The organism is Cyanobium sp. Tous-M-B4 (genome assembly GCF_024345395.1).
Classification (GTDB): Bacteria; Cyanobacteriota; Cyanobacteriia; order PCC-6307; family Cyanobiaceae; genus Cyanobium_A.
This window is the reverse complement of record NZ_JAGQBA010000005.1, coordinates 1-26,463: the sequence shown is the minus strand read 5'-3', so window position 1 is coordinate 26,463 and position 26,463 is coordinate 1. Positions and strand designations below refer to the sequence as shown.

Here is a 26,463-nt window from a genome sequence, read left to right as displayed (position 1 = left end):
CACTTGGGGTTCGCAGGAGTCACTGGAGTGGGGAACCGCAGACATAGACGCAGTCGAAAGGCCTCACGCCTTGTTTTGGCCTTATAAGGTACGCCGATAACCCCAGCTTGGGGCCAAAGCTGGGGTTATCTCCAGAATATTTTCCGACAATCTGCTGGTTTCAGCGCTGCACGATTACTGGCGTACCGACTTCCACCTGGTCAAATAAGGAGCGCACATGCTCGTGGAGCATGCGCACGCAACCATTGGTCACGGCTGCGCGTGATGTCACCGTCCAGGACCAAGCATTTGGCGTGCCATGGATGCCGTACTGGTTGGGTCCACTTTTCTGGAATCCAAGCCAGCGATCGCCTAAGGGGCCATTTGGTCCGACGGTGGCATTGATCTTGCCGCTTTTGGTGCTCTGGTATTTGGGATTAACAACCTTGTTTTGCACCGAGAAGCGCCCTACTGGTGTGGGGGTGCTGGGATCGCCAATCGCCACTGGCCAACTACCCAGCACCTTGCCGCCTTCACGCAGGCTGATCGTGCGCTTGTCAAGCTGCAGCACGATTTCCCGGCTATTGCTTTGGGCCTGGACAGGAGTCCAGGCCGGGGCCAACGCCAGGGCTGCTGCGGCAAGCCAGAGGGGTTTGAGGTGGCTAGCCATAGAGATACGGGCTCTCAGTTCACCAGCTTGGTGTCAATGATATGGAGATAGCGCCGTTCGCACTCCTTGATGATTCGCACGGCTTCCACGGGCTCCAAGAAGCCATTGACCTTGCAGGTGCCGGGTTTTTTGAGATCTTTGTAGTGCTCCCAGTAGTACTGGGTTTCCGTGACCCACTGCTCACCAAGCTGGGTGAAGCTGGTGATGTGGTCCATGCGCTTGTCATCGGCCAACACGGCGATCACCTTGTCGTCGACCTCGCCGCCGTCGTCAAAGGTCATGATGCCGATGATCCTGGCTTCCACTAGGGATCCGGGTACTAGGGGCTCGGTGACTCCGACAATCTCGATATCGAGGGGGTCGCCGTCCTCATCCCAAGTGCGGGGGATGCAGCCGTAGGCGAAGGGGTAGGCCAGCGAGGAGTAGCCGACGCGATCCAGCTTGAGGTGGCCGGTTTCTGTGATCAGTTCGTACTTGTTGATCGTCATGGAGTTGAGCTCCACGATCGCGTTGACACGCAGCTTGGCTTCATCGGCGAAGGCCGGCAGCACGTGCAACAGGTTGAGCATTGTGCGGCTCGGGGCGTGGTCGATGTTCGCCATGAAGCGGAATTTGAGTGGCTAAGCAGCATCCTAAGTATCTGCCTGCAGGCGCTCCAGCTTGTTGCGCAGATAGCGAAGGAAGGCTGCCGCGCTGAGGCTCTGGCCACTCACCTGCTCCACCAGCTCTTCCGCATTGACGCTGCGGCCCAGGGGATAAACCCTGCTCGCCAGCCAGTCCCGCAGACTGCTCTCCTGACCAGCAGCGATCGCGGCCTCGATGGCACCTGGGCCACCAAGCTCCCGCTCCATGGTTTCCGCGAGTTGGGCGCTGATCAGATGGCCCAGGGCATAGCTGGGGAAATAGCCAAACAGGCCCTCGGCCCAGTGGATGTCCTGCAGACATCCCTCTGCGTCAGTCTGCGGCTGGATTCCAAGCAGCTTCTGCATCCGTTGGTTCCACTGCTGGGGTAGTTCTGCCACCGGCATGTCCTGCTCGAGCAGGGCCAGCTCCAGCTCAAAGCGCAGCACGATGTGCAAGCAGTAGCTGAGCTCGTCGGCTTCCACCCGGATTAGACCGGGCCGCAGGGGATTGAGCCCTCGCCAGAAGCCGAAGGCTCCGCCCCAGGGATCACTACCACCGCTATTGCCACCGTAGCTGCCTAAGCCGGTGCAGAAGCGCGGATGCCAACGCTCGGCGAAGGCGCGGCTACGGCCCACGCGGCATTCCCAGAACAGCGACTGCGACTCGTGCACCCCCATCGAGGTGGCCTCACCCAGGGGCCAGGGGAAGTAGTGGTTGCCCGTGCGGGGCAAGCCCTGTTCATATAAGGAGTGGCCCCATTCATGGGCGGTGGCAAGGAAGGCGGAGAGGGGTTGATCCGGCACCACCCGGGTGGTGATGCGGAAGTCCTGGGGGCCCACGGTGCAGGAGAAGGGATGGGCCGAGCGGGAGCGTTGGCAGTAGGCCGAGTCGTAGCCCCAGCTGTTGAGCAGCTCGGTGCAGAGATTTTCCTGCAGGGCTTCGGGTAGCTCTGGCAGGGGGGATAGCTGGCTTGCTGCTGCCTGCTGGAGCAGGACGGGCAGCTCGGCCTGCAGTGGGGCAAACAGCTGCTGCAGCCGTTCTTTGCTGACGTCGGGCTCAAACGGCTGGGCCAGGATTTCCCAGGGGCTGCGCTGTTGGGCTTCGGCAGCGGCAAGTTGGGTCGCTTGTTCGCGGCGGAGGCCGATCAGGCTTTCCAGGGCCGGAGCAAAGATGCTGAAGTCGCTGCGGCGCCTTGCCTCCTGCCAGATGGCATTGCCGCGCGACTGGGCTTGGGCTATCTGGGCCACTAGCTGCGGATCTAGGCAGCGCTGGCGATTTAGCTCAAGCCGCAGTAGCTGCAGGTTGCGGCGCACCGCCGCCGGAGTGCTGGCTTGCAGCTCGGCTTCCGCCGCCTCGACCAGATCGGCGTAAGCAGGGCTGCTCTGGCGTTCGTGGAGCTGACTGGCCAACAGGGCCAGTTGGTCGCCACGCCATTCGGCACCGGCCGCCGGCATCACCGTGTTCTGGTCGTAATAGAGGGCACTGCTGATTGAGCCCAGCAGCTGGCTCTGGCGCAGGTGCTCCCGCAGCTGATCTAGGGGCGATGGGGCCTGCGCCATGTTGAACGTCTAATAGAGCCATCTTCTTCTGGCTTCAGGACCTGCGCGCTCAGGCTGATTGCAGTTGGGCTAGCTGATTCTCCAGACGTCGCTTGAGTCGGGTTTGAATCAGGGAGCAGAGCTCGTCTACCAAGGCGCCTTCGGCGCTCCAGATCGTGCGGACCCCATCGCGCTCGCAGCTCACTAGGCCAGCCCTCTGCAGTTGACCGAGCTGGCGGCTGATGTGGGATTGGGAGAAGCCAGTGGCTTCGATCAGTGCTGCCACATCCATGGGCCCTGCCCTGAGCTGACAAATCAACTTCAGTCGCGCCGGCTCGCTTAGCAAACGAAAAAACTGGCAGTACTCCTCCAGCAACTGGGGAGACGGCATCGAGCTGGAATAAGCCATCTATCGATTATGTCGTCAGACGCATTCTCCCGAACACCCCCGGACGCGACGCATTTATGCGGCTATGGTCATAACAAGCTGCAATGCCGCGATGGTTGTCGCCCCGTTTACGCCGATCTCCCTGCGGGCAGCGGCTGGAGGGGGATCCCTGCTCTTCCGCCAGCTTTTTGATGCCCAGACCGGCACCTTCACCTACTTACTAGGCGATGTGTCCAGTCGCCAGGCGGTGATCATCGATTCGGTGTTTGAGCGCCATGGCCGGGATCTTGCCCTAATCCGTGAGCTGGGGCTCGAGCTGGTGGCCTCTCTGGATACCCATGTCCATGCCGACCATGTCACCGGCAGCTGGCTGCTGCACGAGGCCACTGGCTGTGCAATTGGCCTAGCTGCAGCCGCCAAGGCGAAAAACGTGACCATGCTCCTGCAGCACGGGGATCGGCTGTCCTTTGGCGTTCGTTGGCTCGAGGTGCGCAGCACCCCAGGTCATACCAATGGCTGCCTCAGTTTTGTGCTCGACGATCAGTCGATGGCATTCAGTGGTGACGCCTTGCTCGTGCGGGGCTGCGGTCGCTGTGACTTTCAGCAGGGCAACCCCCATACCCTCTGGGCCTCGATTACCCAGCAACTCTTCAGCCTGCCCGACTCCTGCTTGCTCTATCCAGGCCACGACTACGAGGGCCGCACGGTCAGCTCGGTGGTTGAAGAAAAAGCTTTCAACGCCCGCCTGGGCGGTATGGCCACGGAAAGGGATTTCGTTGGTCACATGGAGTCCATGAAGTTGCCCCACCCCCACCGGATCGCCGAAGCCCTGCCGGGCAACATGCGCTCTGGCAAGCCCGTTGATCAGGACGTCACCAGCGCTGCTGCAAACCCATGTTGGGCGCCATTGCAACGCAGCTATGCAGGCCTGCCCGAACTTCACCCCGCCTGGGTGGCGTCCCACCGTGATGGCCTCACCTTGCTGGATGTGCGTTCGGCTGGGGAATTTGGCGGCCCAGACGGTCGGGTGGCGGGCAGCCTGCTGATTCCCCTGCCGGAACTGGAAGGTCGCATCTCTGAACTTCCCGTCAATCAACCGGTGGTGGTGGTCTGCCACTCCGGCAGCCGCTCGGCCCTAGCTACCCAGCAGTTGCTTAAGGCCGGCCTCAGCCAGGTGGCAAACCTCCACGGCGGCCTGGCCCGCTGGGCGGATGAGGGCTACTCGCTGCAAGGCGTCGCTTCCACCTGATCAACCTCCTTATCAGTCATGAAACCAGACCTCGATACCCGTCTCAATGCCCAGGAACTAGCCAGGCAGCTGGCTGAAAAACGGGTCAGCGTGATCGATGTGCGCGAAGCAATGGAATTCGCCGGCGGTCACATCGAAGGCAGCGTCAATGTGCCGCTGGCTCGACTCAGCCGTACCGAGCTGCCGCAAGGAGCCCTGGTGCTGGTATGCCACAGCGGTCGCCGCAGTGCCCAGGCCCTAGCCCAGTTGGTGCGGCACGGGCACACCAGCCCCCTTGCCGATCTCGATGGCGGCATCCCCAGCTGGCAGCAGGCTGGTTTACCGCTGCGCAGGCTCAACAACGCCCCCCTGCCGCTGATGCGCCAGGTTCAGATCGCCGCTGGCTCTTTGGTGCTGCTCGGTCTGGGCCTTGGCAGCTGGGTGGCGCCGGCTTGGATTCTGCTCAGCTGGTTTGTGGGAGCCGGCCTGGTGTTTGCTGGCATCAGTGGTTTTTGTGGCATGGCCCGCCTGCTGGCCCTGATGCCCTGGAACCGGGTGTCGATTTGATGGCAGCAGCCACCTTGCTCCTGCTAACGGGTGGCGGCGCCCTGATTGGCCTGCTCCTAGCCGTGCTCGGTGCCGGGGGCTCCATCCTGCTTTTGCCCCTGCTGGTCACTGGGGCCGGCCTTCCTATTCAGGCGGCCGTACCGCTCTCTCTACTTGTGGTCAGCTTGCTGGCCCTTGGCAACATCGGCCCTTATTTGCGCCGCCGCCTGGTGGCGCCACGGGCGGCCCTGCTGCTTGGCCTGCCGGCTTTGGTGGGTAGCTGGATCGGCGGCTCCTGGGTGAAGGCTGGACTAATCCCTGAGGTTGTTCAGTTGGGGCTGTTTTCGGCGGCGGCCCTGCTGGCTTCCTGGCTGCTTTGCTGCGTTCCGGTGCCTGGTTCAGGATCGGGCGGCCGCGTCTTATCGGGGGCTACCAACAACCTGGGCTTGGCTGGCCAGGGCTTCTTGGTGGGGCTGCTCACCGGCGTAGCCGGCGTGGGTGGTGGTTTTGCGATTGTGCCGGCTTTGGTGCTCCTGGCTGGATTACCGATGCAGCTGGCCAGCGGCACCAGCTTGGTACTGATCGCCGCCAATGCGTTGGTGGCGTTACTGGCCCTAGGTCATTGGCCCGCGGCCCACTTGCCCCTGCTGCTACCCCTGGTTGGCGGGGGAGCCATCGGCGCCCTGATCGGCCAAAACATCGCTCCCCGACTGCCGGAAGGGATGTTGCGACTGGGCTTTTCCGCTCTGCTGATTGGCTCGGCCCTGCTCACCGGCTGGGAGGCCAGCAGGCGCTTGCCCCTACCCGCTGGATTGATTTCCGGCTATCCCCCCAGGATCTCATCACACTGATTTCAGGGTCATATCCATTTTCGCGACCATCCATGCACTCCACTACAAATCATGCCCAGCGGTTGATCACTCTCTGGATTGCCTGGTTGCTGGCCATGCTGTTCCACGTGGATCTGGGCTTAATGCCCTTATTCCACGGGCAGTCACCCGAGATCAACAGCAAAATACCTCTCGTAGCATTGCCGCTGCTTTATAGCGCCATGCTCGGCTATTTTCTGCTGCCATTGCTTGTAATCGTGCTGATCTCTTTCTCCGATTCCGCTATCGGTCCAGGGATTCGCTGGCGGCCGTTGAGGCGTCTGCACTTTTGGCTAAGTGTTGTTTACTCAATTACCAATATCTTACATCTTCTGGCAGATATTTTGGTGCCAGATGCACGCCTCGATCAGATCGTGCTGATGGCAGTGATGACCCTGCTTGGTTTGTTGATCAATATTGAAGGCTGGCACTGGTGGCGCCAACATGACTGAAGAAATGCCTGCTTGATTGGCCGGCTGGCTACTTTATTTTGCCTTTGTCGCAACCGTAGCTGTCTTTATATTTTGCATTAGCTGGCATGGCCGATAAACCCTGATGATAATTATTCATCCCTAAAGCTCTAGCTTTAATGAAACTAGCTTTAGACCCACTGGCAGCACTGACTTGACGGGGGGGGGGCTGCCGCACGGCCTGGCAACTTGGAATCCAGCGACGCTTTTAGGGAACACTGGAGCGCCATTACAGAATTTGCATTAATGCCTTGTCACTAATTCACTAAACTAGCTATTTCCCGCACGCATCATCTCACATTCCTGTAGCGAAGCGTTGGCGTTGAGGTGTTGATATCCGATTGCACATCCTCCGGTAGTATTGGCATAGATTTGCCTGATCGGTCCAGATACCTTCGCAGTCATGCCGAGAATTACCGTTGAGCTATCGGTGGAAGAGCATCGAGCTTTGAAACTTTTAACCATCCTCGAGGGCAAAAAACTTGGTGTCGTCTTGAAAGAGGCTATCCATTCCTACCTTTTGCAAAAGGGTGCCCACGATCTTGAGGTCAAGGGCAAGCAGTGATTTCAGCTGGGCGCTTCGGGTGTTCCCGCTGCCAGAAGATTAAGCACCTCGCGATCTTCGAGCTGGTTAAACGTTCCGTACCACATGCCCACTGATTGGAGTCGCTCCACCAGCAACAGGATTTCGAGTTGATCGACTAGCTCTCCCAGTTGGTTTGCCACCGCGCAGTCCGCCACAGGAATTGCCAATGTGATGCTGCGCGGCTCGGCCTGACGCAGGGATAGCAGGGCGGCTCGCACACTCATCCCAGTGGCAATCCCGTCGTCTACCACGATCAGATGGCGATTACGCAGTTGGTTCGGGCTTGGATCGCCGAAGAGCTTTTGCCGCCGTTCTAATTCCCGCTCCTGCAGCTGGAGCCAGCCCTCGCTGAGGGCCTGCTCCTGACGCCGCACCGCTGCTTGGCCATTTCGCCATACCGCAACCTTCCCTGCCGAAATAGCGCCGATCGCGAGCTCGGGTTGCAGGGGATCGGCCACCTTTCGCACCGACCAGGTGGCCACGGGAAGCCGCAATTGCCTGCCAATGGCGACGGCTACCGGAACCCCGCCACGTGGCAAGCCAATAACTGTGCTGTCATGGTCGCACCCCGCACTGATCTTTAGCCGCTCAGCCAGTTCCAGGCCTGCCTGATGGCGGTTGCTCCATCGAGGTGGATGCAAAATCATGTTCTGCCAGCCGCGACTAATCCGTTTTAGACCCTGGTTTTAGGCCCAGATGTAAAAGAGGGCTGTGGCCGCAGCCATAAGCAGCAAGGGAATCAGTAATGAGGCAGGAAAGCTCACCAGCGCTCCTGCTGCCAAACCCGCCACCACCACTGCGATGACCACGACAAGAATTGTCAGAAAAATGCGGCGGCTGCGCAGATTCATAATGGGAAATGGCAATCCAAATCTCTTTTAGTGCATCCGTGGATCAGAGCCGCCCTAAGCGCGTTGCTGGGCCAGGTTGCCGCACTGGCTGCTCGCCTAGGCGCGGCTGCGTCTCTTCGGCTATTACAGGAAGACTTTGACGCTTAGCCATGCGCCGCATTGCTGCCTTTCCCTGTCTGTTGGCCCTTTGCACCACCACTTCCCTGCTTGCTCCCTGCGCAGCCCAAGCTGGCCAAACAGACGCCAAGGACGCGCCCACCAGTGGCACCGTTGAATACAGCTCGGACGTCTCGGAAGTGGACTCCTGCAATCAGGCCCAATACCGCATGCCAGCCAATGCAACCGCTACGGCCATGCGGCTCTCAACTGCCATCAAAGGTGAATACGCCACCTTCACCTGCCGGGTGAAGTGGAGCCTTTCGCCCTCCGCTCGGCCCACCTACCGCCCGATTTTGTTCTCCCCCTCAGCCTGACCACCATGCCTCGTCCGAACCAGCCATCTCCGCGCACCGTCAAGTTGCAGATCCTTGGCGCAGTGTTTGTGCCAATGGGATTGCTAGGCCTATGGCTTTATTCCAAAGGCTTCTGGTGAACGCTTAAAAGCGGCTTCCTCGGACTCGCGATTGCGGCGATGGCTTCCAAAGGTGATGTACCGCATGGATCACCACGCCCCAGATCAGCAGGTCGGGATCGTCACCTTGCAGGGCAATGGCTGGGCTAGTGGCATCGCTGGCCACCAGGCGCCAATGGGCAGGTGCCCCTTCCAGTCGCCGCAGCAGAAAGCGCCCCTCGTGCACAGCAACCACGATGGAGCCCGAACGGGGACCCACGCTGCGGTCGACCACTAATAGATCGCCGTGGTGAATGCCATCCCCGCGCATGGCATCGCCGTCTACCCGCATCAAAAAGGTGGAGCTCGGTCGCGGAATCAGGGCTCCATTTAGATCGATCGTTGCCTCGATGTAGTCATCGGCAGGGCTGGGAAAGCCTGCGGCCACGGTTTCGCCGGCCAGGGGCAGGAGCAGGGGCTCGAGGTCGTGATGCGATGGCTGCAAGGGACCAAGCCAGATCAGATCGCTCGCCATGGCAATCCCCGAAGGCCATCACACTAGCGCAAAAAATAGTACGCGTGTATTGATCGGCGCCGTAGTGGCGCGTCAGTCGCCGCAGCCCCTGCGCACCACCTCGTTGCGCAGGGCGACTAGATCGGCTGCGTCGGGAAGCTGGGGTTCAAACAGCAGGGCCCAGGCCAGCGACACATCTCCAGCTTCCAGAGCCGTTTCAATCGCTGCCAGCCAGGCAGGGGGGTTCTGGCCTAGGGAGAGGATCAGGGCCGCGGTGCGGGCCATCCGCTCGGCGTCTGCACCCACTAATTGCACTTGGGCAAAGCTGCCCTCTGCCGCCTGCTCAGGTCTCAGGCGCAGCAGCACCACCTCGCCGGGGGCAATGGGGGCCAGGGGCCAGGCCAGGGGGGCTCGCAAGGGGCGCTCGGCAGGCGCAAGCTGCTGCCAGGCCAGCAGGCCCTGGCGCTCGATGCGGAGCTCCAACAGGGGTTCGACCACGACCAGCAGGGGCATGGGTGTGGGCACCACGCCAATGGCATCTCCTTCTGTCACCGGCTCCACCCGGGGGGCCACCACGCAGACCGCTACTGGATCCACCAGGCGCTGCAGGGCCTGGGCAGAGCTGGCCAGAAGCCAGCCCAGACCAAGGGGTATCAGTAGGGCTGGGCCAAGGCGCTGCTTGCTCAACTGAAGCCGCCGAATGCCGTGCCAGAGCGAAGGTCGCCAAAACCAACCACGGGCGTGTGGCCACCGCTGCGGCGCATCAAAAATCTCAAAAAGGTGGTGTTGAAGTCGACGGTTTCAAGAAAGCGCACCCCCACATAGGAGGCTGACTCCAACCGATCGACCCAGAGGGAGCTGGCCCGCAGCCGGATCGGATCTCCGAAGGTGGGGTGGTGAATCGTGAGGGTGCCGACCAAGCCAGGCACAACAGGCTCGCGGATGGGAAACAGCAGGCAGGCACCAGAGGCGCTCACATCCCAAAGGCGACCAATAAACGGCACTGGATCGACATGAAATTCGATCTGAATCGTCATGCTGATTGAGGGGACAATGTGTCGCTCCTCATTCCTTGGGGAAGGATCAGGCATTCAGTCAAATGCAGGCGGATATTGGTAAACATCCGCGCATGCGCATAACCCAGTAATTTTTTCGCATCTTACTGAAGCGACTCGAAAAGCCAACTGAGAAAAGGCTGAAAATTTTGATCGTGGCCAGGTGGCATTCAGCCCGCGGCGCGGCTTAGGGCGCCGCCGCAGCTGGAGCCCCCTCCGGCGGTGCAGCCAAAGCAATGATCTGCCACTGCCACCGCATCCCCCTGCGGATCCCAGCCCAGCAGTTCGCCCAGGTGGCGCCTGGGCCGGCCAGCTGCGCTCAGACCAAGCTGCTGGTTGAAATCGCAGTCATAAAGCCAGCCCTGCCAGTCGACACTGATCAGGGAGCGACACATGACCTGCTCGAGATTCGCGCCGCAGTGCTTGTTTTGCAACAGGGCTTGGTAGGCCTCCAGCTTTCCCTGGGCTTGGAGCCAGCTGGCAAAACGCTGGATCGGCATATTGGCAAGGGCGTAGAGGCTGGTGAACACCACCCCGAAGTCGGCGGCGAGCACCCGGCGGTAGTCGGCCTCCAGCTGGGCTTGGGGAGGGGGTAGGTCTGGCCCCTGGGGGTTGTAGACGAGCTGCAGCTCTAGCCCGCTGCCTGGCTGGCCATAGCCAAGGGCATTGAGCTGGCGTAGAGCCTCGATGCTGCGCTCAAACACGCCGCTGCCTCTCTGGCGATCAACGTTTTCGGCGGCGTAGCAGGGCAGGGAGGCCACCACCGTGACGCCCTGATCCGCCAGGAACCGGGCTAAATCAGCCTGGCCGGGTTCCGACAGAATCGTGAGGTTGCAGCGATCGAGCACCTCGACGCCAAGCTGGCGGGCAGCTACCACCAGCTCCCTGAACTGGGGGTGGAGCTCCGGCGCTCCACCGGTGAGGTCGAGGCAGCTCAGCTGACGAGCCGCTAGAACCGGCGGGATCAGGTCCAGGGTGGCCAGATCCATCATTTCGGTACGGGATGGTCCAGCGTTGACGTGGCAGTGGCTGCAGGCCTGGTTACAGCGGTAACCGAGGTTTACCTGCAGGGTTGTCAGGGGTCCCCGTTGCAGCGGCGGGAAGGCCGTTGCTGGCCCTTGGGCCCCTGTTGGGGGCGGGGCGGAATGGAGTTGCAATCCCCGTCCATTTGCGAACACCACCATCCTGCCGCCTACCCATGAACGAGCATGGTGAGTCGCTGGCACCGAGTTTGCGATGTTGCAGCAGCCCCCCCGCGGCTACGTGACCCTGGCTCGCCTGGGTTTGGTGGCCAATGGTCTGGCCATCCCCCTAGGCCTGGCGGTAATCCTGCTAGATCCCACCTGGCGCACGGCCAATCTCGTTGTGGGCGCTAGTGCCGTACTGCCCACGGCCGTGGTGGGCCTGGTGGCCTCGATCGCCCTGCTCAAGTGGCGTGCATGGGGCCAGATCCTGGCGATCGTGGCCCTGTCTATGGCCCTGGCGATTGGGCTGCCTTACGGAATCGTGCGCATGGCGCTGCTCAGTGAGGGGCGATTGCTCACCGCAGTGCTGTCTGGTCTGCTTTGGGCGGCTACCACTGCTGCGCTGGTGTTCTGGAGTCGGCCCAGCATTCGCCGCTACTTGATCTGAGCTGTCCAGTCTGTCGCCATAGCAACAAGCCCTCGAGCGCGGGAGTGGTTTTTGTAGCAACGGCTACACAAGGGGGCGGGATTGCCGCATTGGATGCCCACATAAAGCATTTTCAGATCGATCCCATGCCCAGCTCGCATCGTTACGCCGCCCTCCAGCAGATTCAGCGGCGACGCCCGGTGGCGACAACTGCTGCTGCCCCCTTCGATGAGCTGTGGGCTAGCGACGTATTCGGCCTCCAGGCGATGAAGGAGGCCTTGCCTGGACGCATCTTTAAGTCGATCCAACGCACGATCCGGGAAGGCGGCAAGCTCGATTTGTCGTTGGCCAACGCCGTGGCCGACGCCATGAAGACCTGGGCCAGCGGCCGTGGAGCTCTGTATTACGCCCACGTTTTTTATCCACTTACCAACTCCACGGCCGAGAAGCACGACGGCTTCATTTCGCCCAAAAGTGATGGTCGAGTGATCACCGAATTCACGGGCAAGCTGCTGGTGCAGGGCGAACCCGACGGCTCCTCCTTCCCCAATGGCGGCATTCGCTCCACCTTTGAGGCCCGCGGCTACACCGCTTGGGACATCACCAGCCCCGCCTACCTGATGCAGACCCCCAATGGGGTGACCCTCTGCATTCCCACCGTTTTTGTTTCCTGGACCGGTGAGGCCCTAGATAAAAAAACGCCGCTGCTGCGCTCCAACGCCGCGATGAATCGCCAGGCCCAGCGCCTGCTGCGTCTGCTTGGTGAAACCGAAGTTGCTCCGGTGAACTCCAGCTGCGGCGCCGAGCAGGAGTATTTCCTGGTCGACAACGCCTTCGTTGCCCTGCGCCCAGACCTGCTCCTCGCTGGCCGCACCCTGTTTGGCGCCCCGCCCGCCAAGGGCCAGCAGTTCGACGACCACTACTTCGGCGCCATCCCCGAGCGAGTGCAGGTGTTCATGCAGGACGTGGAGCAGCAGCTCTACCGCCTGGGCGTTCCCGCCAAGACTCGCCACAACGAGGTGGCACCTGGACAATTTGAAATTGCGCCCTACTTCGAAGCCGCCAACGTCGCTACCGACCACCAGCAGCTCACCATGACCGTGCTCAAGGCCACGGCCAAAAAGCACGGCTTCGCCTGCCTGCTGCACGAAAAGCCCTTTGCGGGGATCAACGGCTCGGGTAAGCACGTCAACTGGTCGATCGGCAACGCCACCCAGGGCAACCTGCTCGACCCGGGCCAAACGCCCCACGACAACCTGCAGTTCCTGCTGTTCTGCGCCGCCGTGATTCGCGGCGTCCACAGCTACGGGCCCCTACTGCGGGCCGTTATCGCCACCGCCGGCAACGACCACCGTCTTGGTGCCAACGAAGCACCGCCGGCGATCATCTCGATGTACCTGGGCAGCCAGCTCGAGGATGTGTTCAACCAGATCCGCGAGGGCAACCTGCAGAGTTCCGCCAAGGGCGGCGTGATGACCCTGGGGGTGGACACCCTGCCGGAATTCACCAAGGACCCCGGCGATCGCAACCGCACCTCACCCTTTGCTTTTACGGGCAACCGCTTTGAGTTCCGCGCCGTTGGCTCCAACCAATCGGTAGCCGGGCCCCTAGTGGCGATGAACACGGTCCTGGCCGATTCGATCGGCTGGATTGCAGATCGGCTGCAGAGTCAGCTCGACAGCGGCACCGCCCTAGGCGAAGCGGCCTTCAACGTGCTCCAGCAGGTAATGCGCGAGCACGGCGCCGTGGTGTTTGGCGGCGACGGCTACTCCAGCGAATGGCATCGTCTGGCTGTCGAAGAGCGTGGCCTGGAAAACCTGCGCACCTGCGCCGATGCCTTGCCAGTGCTGCAGCGCCCGGAGGTGCGGGAGCTGTTTGAGCGCCAGGGAGTGCTCAGTGCGGTGGAGCTGGAGAGCCGCTTTGAGGTGTACGCGGAGCAGTACGTGCTGGCGATTGAAGTGGAGGCAAAGCTGGCCCTGCAGATTGCTCGCACCCAGGTATATCCAGCGGCTGTGCGCTACCTAGGCGAGCTGGGCCAGGCCCTGCAGGAGCAGCAGGCGATGGGCTTGCATCCCAATCTCAAATTGCGCAATCAGTTGGGCGAGCTGCTTGAGCAGCTCAACAACGGTTGCGAGAGTCTCGATCAGGCCCTACATGCCGCGCCTCACGGCACCGAAGCCCACATGCGTCACTGCGCCGACAGCCTGATGCCGCTAATCGGCGACCTGCGTGCGGCGGTGGATGGTCTGGAGGGCTTGGTCGACGACGGTCTCTGGCCCCTGCCCAGCTACCAGGAGATGCTTTTTATGCGCTGATGCCCTGGAGGCACAGCAACCTGCAACACCGGAAGATGTTGTGAAGGTGACAGTTTCGATCTGGCACAAGGGCCATGATTATCAGTAGAGCAGCGAAGCCAGACATGCCAGCAGTGCGAACCCAATCCCCCAGCCACGTGCGGATTTACCGCCTAGTCGATCGTCAGGGCGCCCCCCATCCAGTGCTCGACGACCTCTACGAATCCCTCGATGCCGCATGGAGCGAAGCGATTGGCTGGTGGAACGTCCACTGCGGTGGCAGCTCAGGACCTGTGGAGATTGGCGTTGAAGTGAGTACTGCCAGCGGCGACTGGCGCACCCTGCGATTTCCAGGTTGCTGAATCCTTTGCTTCGCCACTTCAAGGCTGGCCTCCAGCCCTGCAGTTTGGCCCTAGCCCTTGCCGTAGCTCTGATCGCCACACCGGTGCACGCACTTGAGGCCAATGCTTACCCCAGTGCTCAGCCAGCCCCCCAAACCGCCTGCAGCCCCCTCGATGAGCGGCAGGTGGAAGGCTGGTTTGAAAGCTGGAATCAGGCTCTAGCCACTGGCGATCCGGCCCAAGTGGCCCAGCTCTATGGCGACCATGCGTTGCTGCTGCCGACTCTCTCTAGTGAGTTGCGAGAGACACCCGAGGCCATCACTGATTACTTCAGCTCCTTCTTGGCCCGCCACCCCAGTGGCAGCGTCACGCACCGTCAGATCCGATTGGGTTGCAATGGGGCCGTCGATGCGGGCACCTACCGATTCACCCTCCACGACCCAGAGGCCACGGTGGAAGCCCGCTACACATTTGTGTATGGCTTGGAGGATGGCCAGTGGCGGATCCTCCATCACCACTCCTCCTTGCTACCCAGCTGATTCAGGTCACCTGCACTCCCTTCCAGAAGGCCACGCGGCCGCGGATGTTGGCAGCGGCCTCCTTGGGCTCTGGATAAAACCAGACAGCATTGGCGTTCACCTGGCCATTGACAACTAGGTCGTAGTAGTGAGCCGTGCCTTTCCAGCCGCACACGCTGGTATGGGTGGAGGGGCGAATGCAGTCGGGGTCAAGGGCGGCGGCAGGGAAATAGGCGTTGCCGTCGACCTTGACGATGTCATCGCTGCTGGCAATCACCTGACCATTCCACTGGGCTTGCATCGGCGTCACTTGGCCATCAAGTCCCAATTGTGGCAACTAGGGGCAGCAGGTTGAGGGGCAGCAGGGTGAGGGGCCAGAAGGGCCTTGAATCTGGCTTCAGCGCCAATCGGGGTCGTAGATCCGCAAGGTGCCAAATCCCACCGGCGCTGGCGAGGGGTTGGGGCCGGCTGGATAGGCCGTCACCTGGAACATGTAAGTGTCAGAAAAGGATGGATTGTTCCAGGGCCTGAGCACCACGGTGAAGGTGGAGCCGGGGGGGATTGGTTCAGGAAAGGTGAGGCTGAACTGCCTTGCAGCAGCATCAAACTCGGCCTGAACTGGCAGCCGCTGGCCTCGCTGGCGTGGCCGGCCCAAAAAGGCTTCGGTGCGCTCCACAGCAAATGGGAAGCGATTGTCGACCCCGCGGGTCTGCTGAATGGTGAGGCGGCCGAGGGCGGCACCGGCATCGGCATCGAGACTGATCGTGAAGTAGTACTCGGCAAAAGGCTCGAAAATAGTGGTGTAGTAGCTCACCAGATCCACCTTCCAGGGGGGGCTGGTGAAGTACGTAGACCCCTTGAGCTCAAGGGCTCGGCCATTGCTGATCAGCCCTGAACCAATCGAGGCAGATAGGGCCACTCCAAGGGCAAGGCGGCGAAGTCGAGCCAGGTTCATAGGGAGCTAGGCGACTGGAAAAACGCTAGGGGCAGCCTGGAGAAATGGCTTGGGGTCTTGATCACGGCGATGGGCAACAGGGAGCGGCTCTCCCTGGGCTGTGCCAGCCAGCGGATCGAGGCTGGCCGTGGTTTCCAGTGCCTGGCGCAGGCGCCGGGCCGCATGAAGCGGCATGTCCCGAGGCACGCTGATCCGATCGCGTAAATAGCGCAGGGCAGGGGCAGAGACCGGCGGTGCTGGCAGGGGCTTGGCGAGTATCAGGGCAGTGAGAGCTGTACGGAGCGGCACATCGAAGTTTTCCGCTCCCAGGGGGCTGCGGCAAAGAATCGCCGCTCGGTGCTTGATCACCCGGCTGAGTGCAAAAGCTGCCGCATTGTCCGGTTCGGCTTGGCTGGTTTCCGGGTCGGGACTGCCCAGGGGCCAGGGGCCCCGATCGATTTGGGTAGCCAGCGCTTGTTGGTTGGCGTCTCCGCTGGCATAGCAGCCACCCATCTGGGGCGATAGGTCGTGGGCATGGGTGTGGAAGTCGCTCTGGGTGCCGAGGTAGGTGGGGCGCTGCTCCAGCGCCTCAAACCAGCGGCCAATGGCCGGATGCTCGCTGCGCAACAGAAAACCCTTGTAGTAGGCCAGGCTTGCTGCCATGCGCTCCACATAAGGCACGAACACCAGATCAGCGGTGCCTAGCTCGCCAAGCAGAAACGGCCCACTGTGCTGGCTGAGCGCCTGCTCAAAGTTGGCTGCAATGCGCTGAAAAGCCGCCTTGGCAGCTTGCTCCTGGGCGGGCCGCAGCCCCGGACTACAGAGCCATTGGCACCAGGCACGAAATAGCAGGCGCTCAAGTTGGCGCAGGGGCAGCACCGCCGGATCGTTCATGCCCAATCCCAAGGGAGCGAAGGCTGCCTCAAGGGCCTCCAAGATGCGATCGCTCTCGGTGATCAGGCGGCCATCGAGCTCAAGCGCCGGCAACATCCCCGAAGGCACCAGCCGTTTGAACCAAGCCTCCTTTTCGCCGTAGCAAAACATCGTGACCTTGCGCACCCGGTAGGGCACCCGCCTTTCTTCCAGCCAGAGCCAAACCTTCTGGCAGTAGGGGCACCAGGCATGGTGGTCGCGGAACAGGGTGACCCGCACTGCCTCCTCCGGCTGGCCAAACAAACGCAGCCGGGCCTGGGCGCTGGTGGGACCGTTGACTGGATCGGCTGGGGACGCACCGAGGCGTTCGAGCTCGTGCCAATCGAGCACTTCCTGGCCTGTCGACGCCATCCCTATCGCTGCAGCAGCCTTGGTTCTAGGAGCTCGCGGGGTGCTCGGTGGCCTATCTAAGGTTCGAAAGCGAAGTTCCATAACAGAGCTCCAATGTTCGACGCCTTCACCAAGGTTGTTGCCCAGGCTGATGCCCGTGGCGAATTCATCAACGCCGGCCAGATCGATGCCCTCGCATCGATGGTTGCCGAAAGCAACAAGCGCATGGACACGGTGAACCGCATCACCTCCAACGCTTCTGCCATCGTTACCAACGCTGCTCGCGATCTCTTCGATCAGCAGCCCGCCTTGATCGCTCCTGGCGGCAACGCTTACACCCATCGCCGCATGGCTGCTTGCCTGCGCGACATGGAGATCATCCTCCGCTACGTCACCTACGCCGTTTTCACTGGCGATGCTTCCGTGCTGGAAGACCGCTGCCTCAACGGCCTGCGTGAGACCTACCTCGCCCTCGGCGTTCCTGGCGCTTCCGTGGCAGAAGGCGTTCGCAAAATGAAGGACGCTGCTATCTCGATCGCTAACGATCGCAACGGCATCACCCCTGGCGATTGCTCCGCCCTGATGTCCGAAGTTGGCACCTACTTCGACCGCGCTGCTGCTGCAGTCGGCTGATTGCAACTTCTGGATAATCAAAGTTAAACGCCGCCCAATCAATAGATTGGGCGGCGTATTTTTGAAATAGGTTTTTCTCGAAGAAAAGACCTGGCTAAAATGTGGACTTCCGCTTGTCTAAGATATAATCATTCAATCGAGCGTGACATCGCCTATTTCGCCAGTCCGAATCCGGATGGAAGCTTCCACAGGGATAACGATGATCTTGCCGTCGCCGATCTCGCCGGTTTGAGCCGCGGACTTAATCGCCTCAACCACCCCAGCAAGGGCCGCATCGGTCACGACAGCCGTGATCATGGTCTTGGTTAGCAGGCGGGCTTCAACCTTGACGCCCCGGTAGACCTCGGCGTAGCCCATCTGCTTGCCGAAGCCCTGGACGGAGGTAACTGTCATGCCATTGATGCCGATGCTAACAAGAGCATCCTTGACGGCATCAAGCTTTTCGGGGCGGATGATGGCTTGGATCTGTTTCATGTGGTCAGAGAAAGTCTTGAGGATATCTAGCCACAACCAGCCAGGCTTTTTGTAGCAACCGCAGCAAGCACGGCCCGGACCGGGTCGCCGCCGCTCGAAATGTTTGCAATGAACATTTTTGATGCTTTCAAGGCAGTCGTCTTGGTGCCGCGGTGAGGCGGAGGCTGATTCGGTATCAAAACGAACATCCCATCCCGCAATGAAAGCGCATTGTTCTTGGCGATGGGATCTCGACAATCCCCAACCTGAGCAGCCGTCCCTCTGATCTGCCCATGACCATTGCTTCCACCCCTCCCCGGCGCAAGCGCCTTCAAGAGGCCAGTCTTTCCGAGGCCCCGATGATGCTGCTGCGCAGTATCAAAGGTTTCGGCAACAGCCGCACGCTTGTATGGCTTGCCTGCGTACCCCTAGCACTTTTTGGCCTAGGTGTATTCAATCTGGCGGCCCATGCTGCCGAGCTTCCCGAGCTCACTCCGGCCTTCTTGGCCAACAACATGTTCTTGTTGATCTGCGCCGCCTTGGTGATCTTCATGAACGCCGGCTTTGCCATGGTGGAAGCCGGCATGTGTCGTTCCAAGAATGCCGTCAACATTCTCGCTAAGAACCTGATCGTTTTCGCCTTGGCGGTTACGGCCTACTGGTTCATCGGCTACAAGATCATGTACAACGCCAGCTGGGTAATTCCAGGTTGGTTCAAGTTTGGTGGTTTGTTCTTCGATCCAACCGTCACGCCTGAGATGGTTACCGATGGCAAACTGGTACCAAGCGTTGACTTTCTCTTCCAGGCTGCGTTCGCTGGCACTGCTGCCACAATCGTTTCAGGCTTGGTTGCAGAACGGATAAAGTTTGGCGAATTTGTTATCTTCTCACTGATTTTGGTCGGAGTTCTCTATCCGATCGCAGGTTCCTGGCAGTGGAACGTTGGTGAAGGCTGGCTGAACAAGCTTGGTTTCATCGACTTTGCTGGCTCAACTGTGGTGCACTCCTTCGGTGCTTGGGCTGGGTTGATCGGGGCCATGCTTCTTGGACCCCGTATTGGCAAATTTGTTGATGGCAAGCCCCAAGCCATTCCTGGTCACAACCTGGCGCTTGCAACACTAGGAACTCTGATCCTTTGGCTTGGTTGGTATGGATTTAACCCTGGCTCCTGGCTTTCCATGGCACCTGAGGTTCCTTACATCGCTGTGACCACGACCCTTGGGGCTGCAGGTGGCGCAATTTCTGGCACCCTGGCATCCCAGCTGCCTGGGATGGGACCTGACAAGCGCCCCGGCAAGCCTGATCTCACCATGACCATCAATGGCATTCTTGCCGGCTTGGTAGGTGTTACTGCAGGCTGTGATGGCTTCTCCATGCCTGGCGCCTGGGTAGTTGGCTTTATCTCAGGCGCTCTAGTGGTGTTCTCAGTTGCTTTCATCGACAGCATCAAGATCGATGATCCTGTTGGCGCCTTCTCCGTTCACGGCGTCTGCGGAGTATGGGCAACCCTTGCAGTGGGCTTGTTCAATGTGGACAAGGGTTTGCTGACTGGCCACGGCTTTAGTCAACTTGGCATTCAGTTTGTTGGTGCGGCAGCCTTTGCCGTTTTCGCAATCGTTTCATCCTGGATAGTCTGGTCTGCTATCGGCGCCCTCTTTGGTGGTATTCGCGTCACCGAGAGCGAAGAAGTTATCGGCCTCGACATCGGTGAGCATGGAATGGAGGCTTATCCAGACTTCGCCACCTCGGCAAAGTAAGTATTCGCTTTTTGTTTCAAGCTAGGCCTCGAAGCCTTTAGTCAGCCCGCAGCTCCGCTGTGGGCTTTTTAGTTGGGCAGATCGACTGTGGCTATCTTTATGGGCGTTCCCTCTGCGACGCCGAGATGGTCGATAGCCTCAGCTTCGAAGAGTTGGCAGCAGAGTTTGAGGCTGATGCCCGCTTAGATGCCGATTTTTTGGTTCTGACCCTCTCGGCATCCCTGATTGCCAGCTTCGGATTGCTGGCAGACAGCGCTGGAGTGGTGATCGGGGCGATGGTCATTGCACCGTGGATACTGCCGCTGCGATCCATGTCCTTTGGGATGCTGCATGATCCGGCCCTAGTTGGCCGCTCGCTGCTCACCCTTGCCGCGGGCTTTGCGATCACGGTTTCGCTCTCTGCCCTAGTGGGGGCTGGCGTGGGTATGCCGGTATTTGGAGCTGAGGTGGCTGCCCGCACCTCCCCAAACTTGCTGGATTTGGGCATTGCCCTGGTGGCGGGTGCAGCGGCGGTCTACGCCAAAATCCGCAGCCGGGCCGTTTCATCCTTAGTAGGCACCGCCATCGCGGTGGCACTGGTGCCGCCAGTTTGCGTTTTAGGGCTGCTGCTCTCCGCAGGCGAATGGCAAGCAGCCCGTGGCGCCGGGCTGCTGTTTGTTACCAACCTGCTGGGCATTCTTAGCGGCGCCTTGCTGCTGCTGGTTGCCACCCAGCCGCAGCTGCGCAGGCGTCTGTGGCGCAGTCAGATGGGATTGGTGAGTTTGCTGTTTACGGCGGTGCTACTGCTGCCACTCAGCAACAGTTTTCTGCAGCTAGTGCGCCAATCCCAGCGGCAGCTAGCCCAGCGGCGGATTGAAGAGTCGATTGCCAAAAGCCTCAAAACTGAAACTATCACCATTGGCAGAGATTCCCAGCTGGTTGGCATCACCATCGACTGGACAAGCAAACCACCATTGATTCGTGCCTCTGTGCGGGTCAATCGTGCTGATCTGCCCACCCCCGCTCAAGTGGCGGCGGTGCAGCAATTCATCAACAGCAAGCAGCCGCAGCGCTATCAGTTGGTGGTGCAGCGCAGCGCCATTGACATCATTGGTCCAGGCAGCCGAGATGATGGGAAGTACTGAGCAAGAAGCAACCGGCCCATGAACGAACACTTCGATTTGGTGGTGCTTGGTGCCGGCTCGGGTGGTCTAGCTGCTGCCAAACGGGCCGCAAGCTATGGCGTCCGGGTGGCGATCGTGGAGGGCGATCGGGTGGGAGGCACCTGCGTGATCCGCGGCTGCGTGCCCAAAAAGCTTCTGGTTTATGGCTCCGCTTACAAACATTTGCTTGCCGATGCAGCCAGCTATGGCTGGGAAATCGAGGGGATTCGCCGCAACCCGAGCACACTGCTGACCAATGTGCGCGCCGAAGTGGATCGGCTCAATCTGCTGCACCTCGGCTTTCTTGAGAAAGCAGGGGTAGAGCTGGTGCGCGGCTGGGGCTGCTTTGAAGACGGTCACACCATTGCCGTTGGCGAGCGTCGCCTGCGGGCCGAGCGCATCTTGATCGCGGTGGGGGGGCGGCCCCAGCGGCCAGCGATTCCAGGGGCAGAGCTGGGCTGGATGAGCGATGAAATGTTTCTGCTGGAGCAGTTGCCAGAGCGAATTGTGGTGGTAGGAGCAGGCTTCATCGCCTGTGAGTTCGCCTGCATCCTCAATGGCCTTGGCGTGGGCGTGACCCAGCTGGTACGCGGCAATCATTTGCTGCGGGGCTTTGATCTTGAAGCTGCCAGGGCTGTTCAAGAGGGCATGGAGCAGGAGGGTATTGAGATTCGCTTTGCCCACAGTCCTGCAGCTATCACTGGCAGTGACGGCAACCTCAGCGTCCACACCGAGGCTGGCGAATTCATTCCTTGCGGTGGGGTGCTGCTTGCCACCGGAAGGCGCCCCTTTTTGGAGGGCCTGCGCCTTGAGGCAGCGGCTATCGCCACTGAGGCCAATCGCATTCCGGTGGATAGCGACCAGCGCACCAACGTGCCCCATATCTATGCAGTTGGCGATGTCACCGACCGCATCAACCTCACCCCGGTTGCCATTGATGAGGGGCGGGCCTTTGCTGACAGTGTCTATGGCGCTAGCCCGCGCCAGGTAGACCACAGCCTGGTGGCCTGTGCGGTGTTCAGTCAGCCGGAGTTGGCCACTGTGGGACTCAGCGAAGAGGAGGCGATCCTGCGCCACGGCCCAGGGGGCGTGCGGGTGCATCGGGCCCGTTTCCGGCCAATGAGCCAAGCCTTACCTGGCCGGGGCCCCAGGGTATTGCTCAAGTTGGTAGTGGAACTGGAAACCGGCAAGGTGCTGGGTTGTCACATGGTGGGCGAGCACAGCGCTGAAATTATTCAGATGGCAGCAATTGCCATCGGCATGGGCGCCACTAAGGCGGACTTCGATCGCACCATGGCCCTGCACCCCTCGGTTGCCGAGGAGTTTGTGACCATGCCGAACTAAGCAGGGAGCCGGCTTTTGCGCCAATCATCCGCCAACATCACCACAAACGGCGCCAGTAGGATTAGAGGCAGGGCTCGGCTGTCGAGGGGAACCATTGCAGCCAGTCGAGATAGGGGCGGCCAGTAGAGAAGTAGGGCTGTAAATAGTATTTCCCCTGCTATGCCAAGCCAAAGCAGGGGATTGCGGCGCCAGCCCTGCTCCACCAAGCTGCCGAAGGCAGAGCGATGCTCACTGCGGCAGGCCATCGCCACACCGATTTGGCCTGCGACGATGCAGCTGAAGGCCACACTTGAGGCCTGCTGTTGGTTGGCCGTAAGCGCTGCTCCGGCCTCGCCGTGGAGCAGCAGGGGCGCTGCCAGCCTGAGCTCGGCCCAGCCCACACCCTGCTGCTGCCAGCTGAGCAGGTAGGCCGTCATCGACACCACGGCTTCGCTCAGGCCCAGCACCAGATAGGCGCGCAGCATCAGGGGCCCATCCAGCAGCGACGCTGTGCGACGCCGGGGCGGTTGGCGCATCAATCCAGATTCAGGCGCCTCGGCTCCTAGCCCCAAGGCGGGAAGTAAATCGGTGCCCAGATCCACAGCCAGGATCTGCAGCACCGTTAGGGCCGCCGGGATCTGCAGGGTCACCATGGCTAAAAACGGAGCCATCTCGGCGACGTTGCTAGCCAGCACGTAGGGCAGGAACTTGCGAATGTTGGCCACCACGCCGCGGCCAAAGCGCACCGCCGTGACGATCGTGGCGAAGTTGTCGTCTAGCAGCACCACATCGGCAGCCTCCCTGGCTACATCTGTGCCTACCAGGCCCATAGCTACGCCCACATCGGCCGCCCGCAAGGCCGGTGCATCATTGACTCCATCGCCAGTTACCGCAACCACTTCGCCGAGGGAGCGATAGGCCTGTACGAGCCGTAGCTTCTGCTCCGGAGCCATCCGGGCAAACACCAGCCGATTGCGGTTTTTAAGCAGCTGGCGCAGGTGCACATCGCTGATCATTTCGAGCTGGTCGCCCTGGATCACCCGCACCGGGTCGGCCTGGGCGTGGTTGTTGCCCTTGGCCGGCATATCCAGCAGGCCGATCTGGCGAGCTATCGCTTGGGCGGTGAGGCCGTAGTCACCAGTCACCATGGTGACCTTGATGCCCGCCTGGTGACACTGGCGAATCGCCTCGGGTACCTCCGGCCGGGGCGGGTCGTAGAGGGCGATCAAGCCCAACAAGCTGAGCTTTTGCTCCAGTTGATCGGCTGGGGCATGCTCCTCTGTGGACTCGAGCCGGCGCTGGGCTACGGCGATGACGCGGTAGCCGCGGCAAGCAAGGTCGTCGTTGGCGGCCACTGCCTGGGCTCGGTCCTCTGTACTGCAGCGCTCTAGCAGCTCCAGGGGTGCCCCCTTGGTGATCAGCTGCAGACCGGAATCGGTGGGCACGATCACGCTCATTCGGCGCCGATGGGAATCAAATGGCAACTCCCGGCTGCGGGGATGGCGCTGCTGATGCACCTCGAGGCCCAGATCTCGAGCCTGGGCTGCCAGCAGCAGGGCGGTTTCAGTGGGGTCGCCTAGGGCTCTGCTGCCGTCAGCGCTGGCTTTTATTTGGGCGTTTGAGCAAAGGCAGGCCGCTAGCAACAGCTCGGCTTCTGCACCTCGATCAGCCCCTGGCTTCTCGGCTGCCTGGGGCAGCCACATCTCCTCCACCGCCATGCGGTTGCAGGTGAGGGTGCCGGTTTTATCGCTGCAGATCACGCTTACCGAGCCGAGGGTCTCCACGGCTGAAAGCCTGCGTACCAGTGCTTTCTGACTGGCCATACGCTGAACGTTGATCGCCAGGGCCAAGGTGACCGTGGGCAGCAAGCCCTCGGGCACGTTGGCAACGATGATGCCTACCGCGAACACAAGGCTTTCGAGGGGACCCATCCCCACAAACAGAAGGCTGAGGCTGAAGGTGATCGCCCCCATGGTTAAGGCGATGGCTGTGATGGTGCGCACGATGTGGCCCACCTGCTGCTCCAAGGTGCTGATGCCCCTGGTTGTGGCGGAGGTGAGGTGGGCCACATGGCCGAATTCAGTTTCACCGCCCGTGGCGTAGACGATCGCCTCGCCGCGACCGCCTGCCACGCTGGTGCCCGCCAAAACCAGATTGGTCCGCTCCCGGGACGGAATCAGGAAAACTTTGTCTGCCGGAGGTGAGTCGATGGCATCGGCATGGCGCGCCACTGGCTGCGATTCGCCTGTGAGCACCGAGAGATCCAGGCTGAGTTCGTTGGCCAGGATCAGGCGTGCGTCGGCGGGCACCTGGTCTCCCTCCTCCAGCAGGATTCGGTCGCCTGGCACGAGCAGCTCGGCATCAAGCTCGGTGAGTTCACCGTTGCGCCAGAGCCGCACCTGGCGCGGTAAGGACCGCTTCAGTGCCGTCAGGGTGCGCTCGGCTTGGTAGTCCTGCCAAAAGGAAAACAAACCGTTGACCAGCACCACCGCCCAAATCGCCCAGCCCAGCTGGGGCGTGCCCGCCGCAAACGCCAGGGCCCCAGCCACCCAGAGCAGCAGGGCCATGAAGTGCACCAGTTGATCAACAAACCTCAGCAGCAGGGAACGGCGGCGCTGGCTTGGCAGGCGATTGGCTCCAAACCTCTCTAACCGCCGCTGGGCCTCCGAGTCGCTCAGGCCTTGGAGTGTGCACTGCAGAGCTGCCGGCACTGCCTGCGCTGGGATGCTCCAGATCGGCTGGCTTGCAGAGAGCTGCATGGCGGCTTCAGCTAGATGGTGGGGCAAGCCCCTTCTCGTCAAACACCCCTTCAAACAGCACCGAACTCAAGTAGCGCTCGCCCGAGTCGGGCAGCACTACCACGATGGTTTTGCCGGCGTAGGCCTCCTCTCGGGCTAGCCGCAGGGCGGCCGTGGCTGCAGCACCACAGGAGATGCCAGCCAGGATTCCCTCTTCCTTCATCAGCCGGCGGGCCATGGCCACCGCCTCCTCGTCGCTAACGGTTTCGACCCGGTCCACCAAGTCCAGATCGAGGTTGGCGGGCACAAAGCCAGCGCCGATGCCCTGGATCTTGTGGGGACCGGGCTTGAGCTCCTGCCCTGACTTGGCCTGGCTGATCACTGGGCTGTTGTTGGGTTCAACTGCAACCGAAACCAGTGGCTTGCCCAGGGTGCCCTTGATGTAACGGCTGACGCCGGTGATGGTGCCGCCGGTGCCCACTCCAGCCACGAGTACATCCACCGATCCTTCGGTGTCTGTCCAAATTTCAGGGCCGGTTGTGTCGTGGTGGATCTGGGGGTTGGCCGGATTGGAAAACTGCTGCAGAAGGACGTAGCGACTGGGGTCGGAGGCTGCCATTTCCTTGGCAGCGCCGATGGCGCCGGGCATGCCCATTCTTCCTTCAGTGAGAACGAGGTGGGCGCCGTAGGCCGTGAGCAATTTGCGGCGCTCCAGGCTCATGGTCTCCGGCATCGTCAGGGTTAAGCGGATCCCCTTGGCGGCGGCCACGAAAGCCAAAGCAATACCGGTATTGCCGCTGGTGGGCTCCACCAGCTCCTTGCCAGGCCCCAGCAGACCCTCCTGCTCGGCGCGCCAAATCATGGCGGCACCGATGCGGCATTTCACCGAAAAAGCAGGATTGCGACCTTCAATCTTGGCCAGAACGCGGGCCTTGCATCCCTCGGTGACCCGATTGAGCTGCACCAGGGGGGTTTTGCCGATGGTGAGGCTGTTGTCGGCGTAGATGCTCGTCATCCGTTTAGGGGAGCCATTCTCTTGTCGCACCCTAGGGATGGTCTGCCGAGTGAACAGCAGGAATTAGCCGGTATTTACAGGCCTTTTTGAAGATGAAGGGTCTCCAGCTGCCGCTTGACCAGATGAGCCCAGTCCGACCAGACCCAAATGGGCTTTGTTTTTTCCACCCTTGGCCAAGGTAATCATCTGGTTTTGGTGGGAAAGCTCGGCTGCTTAGGTGCACTTGTGGTGCTCAGCTTGACTTCGGCCTGTGGTCGTCCTGATGGCCAGGCTCTTAAGAAGCTCGCCTGTGAACAGATGGTCAACAACATCGATCTGCAGTCGGTAAGCCAACTCGATGCCCTGCGCAAGGCCTTGGGCTTGGCCCCTGGGGTTGACCCGATTGGGGCCTGCCGCTCCTTAGGCATTGAGGCTGGGGCGGGAGCAAGCAGCCAGACCAGCAACTGACATCAGCGGTACTTATGGGCTTCATCAGCAGGGCTTTGGCGCCCCCTGACCAGCCTTCTCACCAAAGCCGCAATCTTCCGTTACAGTTGTGTTGCGCAATGTTCTTGCGCTCGACGGGATTCCGTC

31 protein-coding genes are annotated in these 26,463 nt (G+C 61.0%); 15 read left to right on the top strand and 16 right to left on the bottom strand.

What is annotated here, in order from left to right:
• Positions 1-160: 160 nt before the first annotated feature.
• From KBY73_RS10295 to KBY73_RS10280, 4 genes are read right to left on the bottom strand one after another with little or no spacing between them, the layout of a single operon-like run.
• Positions 161-649, bottom strand: coding sequence for a L,D-transpeptidase (locus KBY73_RS10295; protein WP_254937015.1), 489 nt, complete (start codon positions 647-649; stop codon positions 161-163).
• Between the two features lie 14 nt (positions 650-663).
• Positions 664-1,251 (bottom strand): inorganic diphosphatase, encoded by a 588-nt coding sequence (locus KBY73_RS10290; RefSeq protein ID WP_254937014.1) that lies wholly within the window; start codon positions 1,249-1,251, stop codon positions 664-666.
• Positions 1,252-1,281: 30 nt separating this feature from the next.
• Positions 1,282-2,832 (bottom strand): carboxypeptidase M32, encoded by a 1,551-nt coding sequence (locus KBY73_RS10285; RefSeq protein ID WP_254937013.1) that lies wholly within the window; start codon positions 2,830-2,832, stop codon positions 1,282-1,284.
• 49 nt (positions 2,833-2,881) lie between these two features.
• Positions 2,882-3,202, bottom strand: a complete 321-nt coding sequence (locus KBY73_RS10280) for a helix-turn-helix transcriptional regulator (protein ID WP_254937012.1) — start codon at positions 3,200-3,202, stop codon at positions 2,882-2,884.
• Between the two features lie 109 nt (positions 3,203-3,311).
• On the opposite strand from KBY73_RS10280, the gene KBY73_RS10275 reads away from it, so the two are divergent.
• The 5 genes from KBY73_RS10275 (at position 3,312) to KBY73_RS10255 (ending at position 6,877) form a co-directional block, all read left to right on the top strand.
• Complete coding sequence (locus KBY73_RS10275; RefSeq protein WP_254937011.1) at positions 3,312-4,448, top strand: rhodanese-like domain-containing protein; 1,137 nt, start codon at positions 3,312-3,314, stop codon at positions 4,446-4,448.
• Positions 4,449-4,466: 18 nt separating this feature from the next.
• On the top strand, positions 4,467-4,994 hold the full coding sequence (locus tag KBY73_RS10270) for a rhodanese-like domain-containing protein (protein WP_254937010.1): 528 nt from the start codon (positions 4,467-4,469) through the stop codon (positions 4,992-4,994).
• Positions 4,994-5,824: a sulfite exporter TauE/SafE family protein gene (locus tag KBY73_RS10265; protein ID WP_254937009.1), complete on the top strand. Its 831-nt coding sequence runs from the start codon at positions 4,994-4,996 to the stop codon at positions 5,822-5,824. The genes KBY73_RS10270 and KBY73_RS10265 overlap by 1 nt, the downstream gene beginning before the upstream one ends.
• A 32-nt stretch (positions 5,825-5,856) precedes the next feature.
• A complete protein-coding gene (locus KBY73_RS10260) occupies positions 5,857-6,294 on the top strand; it encodes a hypothetical protein (RefSeq protein ID WP_254937008.1) in 438 nt (145 codons plus the stop codon).
• A gap of 421 nt (positions 6,295-6,715) precedes the next feature.
• Positions 6,716-6,877: a hypothetical protein gene (locus KBY73_RS10255; protein WP_254937007.1), complete on the top strand. Its 162-nt coding sequence runs from the start codon at positions 6,716-6,718 to the stop codon at positions 6,875-6,877.
• A 2-nt stretch (positions 6,878-6,879) separates the two neighbouring features.
• Here the strand turns inward: KBY73_RS10255 and KBY73_RS10250 are convergent, their stop codons facing one another.
• Positions 6,880-7,545, bottom strand: a complete 666-nt coding sequence (locus KBY73_RS10250; RefSeq protein WP_254937006.1) for a phosphoribosyltransferase — start codon at positions 7,543-7,545, stop codon at positions 6,880-6,882.
• A 39-nt stretch (positions 7,546-7,584) separates the two neighbouring features.
• The gene (locus KBY73_RS10245) at positions 7,585-7,749 is read right to left on the bottom strand and encodes a hypothetical protein (protein WP_254937005.1); all 165 of its coding nucleotides are present in this window, start codon (positions 7,747-7,749) and stop codon (positions 7,585-7,587) included.
• Between the two features lie 149 nt (positions 7,750-7,898).
• On the opposite strand from KBY73_RS10245, the gene KBY73_RS10240 reads away from it, so the two are divergent.
• Positions 7,899-8,222 carry a hypothetical protein gene (locus KBY73_RS10240; protein WP_254937004.1) on the top strand — a complete coding sequence of 108 codons (324 nt, stop codon included), beginning with the start codon at positions 7,899-7,901 and terminating at the stop codon, positions 8,220-8,222.
• A gap of 123 nt (positions 8,223-8,345) precedes the next feature.
• On the opposite strand, the gene KBY73_RS10235 is transcribed toward KBY73_RS10240, so the two are convergent.
• The 4 genes from KBY73_RS10235 to arsS all read right to left on the bottom strand — a co-directional run bounded on the left by KBY73_RS10235 (position 8,346) and on the right by arsS (position 11,052).
• Positions 8,346-8,834, bottom strand: a complete 489-nt coding sequence (locus KBY73_RS10235; RefSeq protein WP_254937003.1) for a LexA family transcriptional regulator — start codon at positions 8,832-8,834, stop codon at positions 8,346-8,348.
• A gap of 72 nt (positions 8,835-8,906) precedes the next feature.
• Entirely contained in the window at positions 8,907-9,500 is a 594-nt protein-coding gene (locus KBY73_RS10230) for a hypothetical protein (RefSeq protein ID WP_254937002.1), read from the bottom strand.
• Positions 9,497-9,904 carry a PilZ domain-containing protein gene (locus tag KBY73_RS10225; RefSeq protein WP_254937001.1) on the bottom strand — a complete coding sequence of 136 codons (408 nt, stop codon included), beginning with the start codon at positions 9,902-9,904 and terminating at the stop codon, positions 9,497-9,499. The genes KBY73_RS10230 and KBY73_RS10225 overlap by 4 nt, the downstream gene beginning before the upstream one ends.
• Positions 9,905-10,038: 134 nt before the next feature.
• Positions 10,039-11,052: an arsenosugar biosynthesis radical SAM (seleno)protein ArsS gene (gene arsS, locus KBY73_RS10220; protein WP_254937000.1), complete on the bottom strand. Its 1,014-nt coding sequence runs from the start codon at positions 11,050-11,052 to the stop codon at positions 10,039-10,041.
• Positions 11,053-11,104: 52 nt separating this feature from the next.
• Here arsS and KBY73_RS10215 point away from each other — a divergent pair, with 52 nt between their 5' ends.
• From KBY73_RS10215 to KBY73_RS10200, 4 genes are all read left to right on the top strand, one after another.
• Positions 11,105-11,500, top strand: coding sequence for a Hepatitis C virus core protein (locus tag KBY73_RS10215; protein ID WP_254936999.1), 396 nt, complete (start codon positions 11,105-11,107; stop codon positions 11,498-11,500).
• A gap of 125 nt (positions 11,501-11,625) precedes the next feature.
• Positions 11,626-13,794, top strand: a complete 2,169-nt coding sequence (locus KBY73_RS10210; protein WP_254936998.1) for a glutamine synthetase III — start codon at positions 11,626-11,628, stop codon at positions 13,792-13,794.
• A gap of 104 nt (positions 13,795-13,898) precedes the next feature.
• Positions 13,899-14,135, top strand: a complete 237-nt coding sequence (locus KBY73_RS10205; RefSeq protein WP_254936997.1) for a hypothetical protein — start codon at positions 13,899-13,901, stop codon at positions 14,133-14,135.
• 44 nt (positions 14,136-14,179) lie between these two features.
• Complete coding sequence (locus tag KBY73_RS10200; protein WP_254936996.1) at positions 14,180-14,653, top strand: SgcJ/EcaC family oxidoreductase; 474 nt, start codon at positions 14,180-14,182, stop codon at positions 14,651-14,653.
• A gap of 1 nt (position 14,654) precedes the next feature.
• On the opposite strand, the gene KBY73_RS10195 is transcribed toward KBY73_RS10200, so the two are convergent.
• The 3 genes from KBY73_RS10195 to KBY73_RS10185 all read right to left on the bottom strand — a co-directional run bounded on the left by KBY73_RS10195 (position 14,655) and on the right by KBY73_RS10185 (position 16,850).
• Entirely contained in the window at positions 14,655-14,933 is a 279-nt protein-coding gene (locus KBY73_RS10195) for a DUF427 domain-containing protein (protein WP_254937307.1), read from the bottom strand.
• A 96-nt stretch (positions 14,934-15,029) separates the two neighbouring features.
• Complete coding sequence (locus KBY73_RS10190; protein WP_254936995.1) at positions 15,030-15,587, bottom strand: DUF2808 domain-containing protein; 558 nt, start codon at positions 15,585-15,587, stop codon at positions 15,030-15,032.
• 6 nt (positions 15,588-15,593) lie between these two features.
• The gene (locus KBY73_RS10185) at positions 15,594-16,850 is read right to left on the bottom strand and encodes a glutathione S-transferase family protein (RefSeq protein ID WP_254936994.1); all 1,257 of its coding nucleotides are present in this window, start codon (positions 16,848-16,850) and stop codon (positions 15,594-15,596) included.
• 93 nt (positions 16,851-16,943) lie between these two features.
• Between KBY73_RS10185 and KBY73_RS10180 the strand changes: the two genes are divergently transcribed.
• A complete protein-coding gene (locus KBY73_RS10180; RefSeq protein WP_254936993.1) occupies positions 16,944-17,462 on the top strand; it encodes a phycocyanin subunit beta in 519 nt (172 codons plus the stop codon).
• 132 nt (positions 17,463-17,594) lie between these two features.
• Here the strand turns inward: KBY73_RS10180 and KBY73_RS10175 are convergent, their stop codons facing one another.
• On the bottom strand, positions 17,595-17,936 hold the full coding sequence (locus KBY73_RS10175; RefSeq protein WP_254936992.1) for a P-II family nitrogen regulator: 342 nt from the start codon (positions 17,934-17,936) through the stop codon (positions 17,595-17,597).
• 272 nt (positions 17,937-18,208) lie between these two features.
• Here KBY73_RS10175 and KBY73_RS10170 point away from each other — a divergent pair, with 272 nt between their 5' ends.
• The 3 genes from KBY73_RS10170 to gorA all read left to right on the top strand — a co-directional run bounded on the left by KBY73_RS10170 (position 18,209) and on the right by gorA (position 22,158).
• A complete protein-coding gene (locus KBY73_RS10170) occupies positions 18,209-19,672 on the top strand; it encodes an ammonium transporter (RefSeq protein ID WP_254936991.1) in 1,464 nt (487 codons plus the stop codon).
• Positions 19,673-19,797: 125 nt separating this feature from the next.
• A complete protein-coding gene (locus KBY73_RS10165; protein WP_254936990.1) occupies positions 19,798-20,796 on the top strand; it encodes a DUF389 domain-containing protein in 999 nt (332 codons plus the stop codon).
• An 18-nt stretch (positions 20,797-20,814) separates the two neighbouring features.
• On the top strand, positions 20,815-22,158 hold the full coding sequence (gene gorA, locus KBY73_RS10160; protein WP_254936989.1) for a glutathione-disulfide reductase: 1,344 nt from the start codon (positions 20,815-20,817) through the stop codon (positions 22,156-22,158).
• Here gorA and KBY73_RS10155 read toward each other — a convergent pair.
• On the bottom strand, positions 22,155-24,896 hold the full coding sequence (locus tag KBY73_RS10155) for a cation-transporting P-type ATPase (protein ID WP_254936988.1): 2,742 nt from the start codon (positions 24,894-24,896) through the stop codon (positions 22,155-22,157). The genes gorA and KBY73_RS10155 overlap by 4 nt on opposite strands.
• A 7-nt stretch (positions 24,897-24,903) precedes the next feature.
• Complete coding sequence (gene cysK / locus KBY73_RS10150; protein WP_254936987.1) at positions 24,904-25,890, bottom strand: cysteine synthase A; 987 nt, start codon at positions 25,888-25,890, stop codon at positions 24,904-24,906.
• A 195-nt stretch (positions 25,891-26,085) separates the two neighbouring features.
• Here cysK and KBY73_RS10145 point away from each other — a divergent pair, with 195 nt between their 5' ends.
• Positions 26,086-26,337 carry a hypothetical protein gene (locus KBY73_RS10145; RefSeq protein WP_254936986.1) on the top strand — a complete coding sequence of 84 codons (252 nt, stop codon included), beginning with the start codon at positions 26,086-26,088 and terminating at the stop codon, positions 26,335-26,337.
• Positions 26,338-26,463: the final 126 nt, after the last annotated feature.

Excerpts from the sequence above, each read along its gene's own strand:
- gorA (WP_254936989.1), top strand. The coding sequence starts at position 20,815 with ATGAACGAACACTTCGATTTGGTGGTGCTTGGTGCCGGCTCGGGTGGT.
- KBY73_RS10175 (WP_254936992.1), bottom strand. The coding sequence starts at position 17,936 with ATGAAACAGATCCAAGCCATCATCCGCCCCGAAAAGCTTGATGCCGTC.
- KBY73_RS10155 (WP_254936988.1), bottom strand. The coding sequence starts at position 24,896 with ATGCAGCTCTCTGCAAGCCAGCCGATCTGGAGCATCCCAGCGCAGGCA.
- KBY73_RS10210 (WP_254936998.1), top strand. The coding sequence starts at position 11,626 with ATGCCCAGCTCGCATCGTTACGCCGCCCTCCAGCAGATTCAGCGGCGA.
- KBY73_RS10285 (WP_254937013.1), bottom strand. The coding sequence starts at position 2,832 with ATGGCGCAGGCCCCATCGCCCCTAGATCAGCTGCGGGAGCACCTGCGC.
- KBY73_RS10240 (WP_254937004.1), top strand. The coding sequence starts at position 7,899 with ATGCGCCGCATTGCTGCCTTTCCCTGTCTGTTGGCCCTTTGCACCACC.
- KBY73_RS10265 (WP_254937009.1), top strand. The coding sequence starts at position 4,994 with ATGGCAGCAGCCACCTTGCTCCTGCTAACGGGTGGCGGCGCCCTGATT.
- KBY73_RS10215 (WP_254936999.1), top strand. The coding sequence starts at position 11,105 with ATGTTGCAGCAGCCCCCCCGCGGCTACGTGACCCTGGCTCGCCTGGGT.
- cysK (WP_254936987.1), bottom strand. The coding sequence starts at position 25,890 with ATGACGAGCATCTACGCCGACAACAGCCTCACCATCGGCAAAACCCCC.
- KBY73_RS10250 (WP_254937006.1), bottom strand. The coding sequence starts at position 7,545 with ATGATTTTGCATCCACCTCGATGGAGCAACCGCCATCAGGCAGGCCTG.
- KBY73_RS10225 (WP_254937001.1), bottom strand. The coding sequence starts at position 9,904 with ATGCCTGATCCTTCCCCAAGGAATGAGGAGCGACACATTGTCCCCTCA.
- KBY73_RS10295 (WP_254937015.1), bottom strand. The coding sequence starts at position 649 with ATGGCTAGCCACCTCAAACCCCTCTGGCTTGCCGCAGCAGCCCTGGCG.
- KBY73_RS10245 (WP_254937005.1), bottom strand. The coding sequence starts at position 7,749 with ATGAATCTGCGCAGCCGCCGCATTTTTCTGACAATTCTTGTCGTGGTC.
- KBY73_RS10205 (WP_254936997.1), top strand. The coding sequence starts at position 13,899 with ATGCCAGCAGTGCGAACCCAATCCCCCAGCCACGTGCGGATTTACCGC.
- arsS (WP_254937000.1), bottom strand. The coding sequence starts at position 11,052 with ATGGTGGTGTTCGCAAATGGACGGGGATTGCAACTCCATTCCGCCCCG.
- KBY73_RS10185 (WP_254936994.1), bottom strand. The coding sequence starts at position 16,850 with ATGGCGTCGACAGGCCAGGAAGTGCTCGATTGGCACGAGCTCGAACGC.
- KBY73_RS10270 (WP_254937010.1), top strand. The coding sequence starts at position 4,467 with ATGAAACCAGACCTCGATACCCGTCTCAATGCCCAGGAACTAGCCAGG.
- KBY73_RS10165 (WP_254936990.1), top strand. The coding sequence starts at position 19,798 with ATGGTCGATAGCCTCAGCTTCGAAGAGTTGGCAGCAGAGTTTGAGGCT.
- KBY73_RS10190 (WP_254936995.1), bottom strand. The coding sequence starts at position 15,587 with ATGAACCTGGCTCGACTTCGCCGCCTTGCCCTTGGAGTGGCCCTATCT.
- KBY73_RS10235 (WP_254937003.1), bottom strand. The coding sequence starts at position 8,834 with ATGGCGAGCGATCTGATCTGGCTTGGTCCCTTGCAGCCATCGCATCAC.
- KBY73_RS10290 (WP_254937014.1), bottom strand. The coding sequence starts at position 1,251 with ATGGCGAACATCGACCACGCCCCGAGCCGCACAATGCTCAACCTGTTG.
- KBY73_RS10195 (WP_254937307.1), bottom strand. The coding sequence starts at position 14,933 with ATGCAAGCCCAGTGGAATGGTCAGGTGATTGCCAGCAGCGATGACATC.
- KBY73_RS10260 (WP_254937008.1), top strand. The coding sequence starts at position 5,857 with ATGCACTCCACTACAAATCATGCCCAGCGGTTGATCACTCTCTGGATT.
- KBY73_RS10180 (WP_254936993.1), top strand. The coding sequence starts at position 16,944 with ATGTTCGACGCCTTCACCAAGGTTGTTGCCCAGGCTGATGCCCGTGGC.
- KBY73_RS10275 (WP_254937011.1), top strand. The coding sequence starts at position 3,312 with ATGGTTGTCGCCCCGTTTACGCCGATCTCCCTGCGGGCAGCGGCTGGA.
- KBY73_RS10170 (WP_254936991.1), top strand. The coding sequence starts at position 18,209 with ATGACCATTGCTTCCACCCCTCCCCGGCGCAAGCGCCTTCAAGAGGCC.
- KBY73_RS10255 (WP_254937007.1), top strand. The coding sequence starts at position 6,716 with ATGCCGAGAATTACCGTTGAGCTATCGGTGGAAGAGCATCGAGCTTTG.
- KBY73_RS10280 (WP_254937012.1), bottom strand. The coding sequence starts at position 3,202 with ATGCCGTCTCCCCAGTTGCTGGAGGAGTACTGCCAGTTTTTTCGTTTG.